Here is a 903-nt window from a genome sequence, read left to right on the forward strand (position 1 = left end):
ACCGTATCTTCAAAGGGTATGACGCATGGAACAAAAACGTTACCCCACACGAATTTTCTACCCATTACCAAAACGTATCGCAAACCCTTGGAGATACGGCCATGGCAGCAATGAACGTCGCAAATGGTGTTCACCAGCAACAAACCGAAGACAACGAACTTATCCAGCGACAACAACAGGCTTCTGAAAGCGCAACCGGTCGCCTACAAGCCATTCAAGCCGGTAACCAACTTACTGCACAAATGATTAACCAATTGCAGAAGATGGAAACATTGATGAGCACACAAATTCAGCTCACCAGTACCTTAGTTCAAGCGGAAAACGAACGAGAGCAAGCAAGGCAAGCCCAAACCGATAAATTCATGCAAGGCAATGTGCCCTCGCTTGAGTCCCGACAGCTTGAAAGCTATGAGCTCAAACAATTTTAAGGAACCCCCATGCGCATAGTCATTACCGCGCTGCTCATCTTGTTATGCCTGATTAACCCAGTATTTGCGGCGGACGCTTCCGGCGGTGCTCCTGACACCGGCGCCATGAATGAGCTACTGCGCATATTTGAAAACACCGCAAGCAAATGGCCCGCTATCATCTTACCCATCACCACCTGGTTATTTTGGATGTTAGTGACCATTTCGTGGGCGTGGGGCTTTGGTGAAATGGCCCTAAAAGGCGCTGATATTAAAGAGCTGATTGCAGAACTGTTTAAACGCACCTTTGTGGTGGGCTTTTTCTGGTGGTTACTTACCAGTGCCCCACAAATTGCCGCCGCCATCGTCAACGGCTTTACGTGGATAGGTGCAAAGCTTGCAGGTGACGCCGCGACATACAAATCCATATCCCCAAGCTCTATTTTTGATATTGGCATTTCACTGGTGACTCAAATTTTGGAAAAGCTCAGCGTCA

The 903-nt window shown here is 48.1% G+C and carries 2 protein-coding genes; both read left to right on the forward strand.

Annotated elements, in window-relative coordinates:
- Nucleotides 1-428 (forward strand): TrbJ/VirB5 family protein (locus L2748_RS24130; RefSeq protein ID WP_476712910.1); only part of this gene is annotated, 428 nt, incomplete at its 5' end.
- Nucleotides 429-437: 9 nt separating this feature from the next.
- The coding region (locus L2748_RS24135; protein WP_248957835.1) for a type IV secretion system protein at nucleotides 438-903 on the forward strand (466 nt) is incomplete at its 3' end.

It is taken from the genome of Shewanella sairae (genome assembly GCF_023283535.1).
Lineage (GTDB): Bacteria > Pseudomonadota > Gammaproteobacteria > Enterobacterales > Shewanellaceae > Shewanella > Shewanella sairae.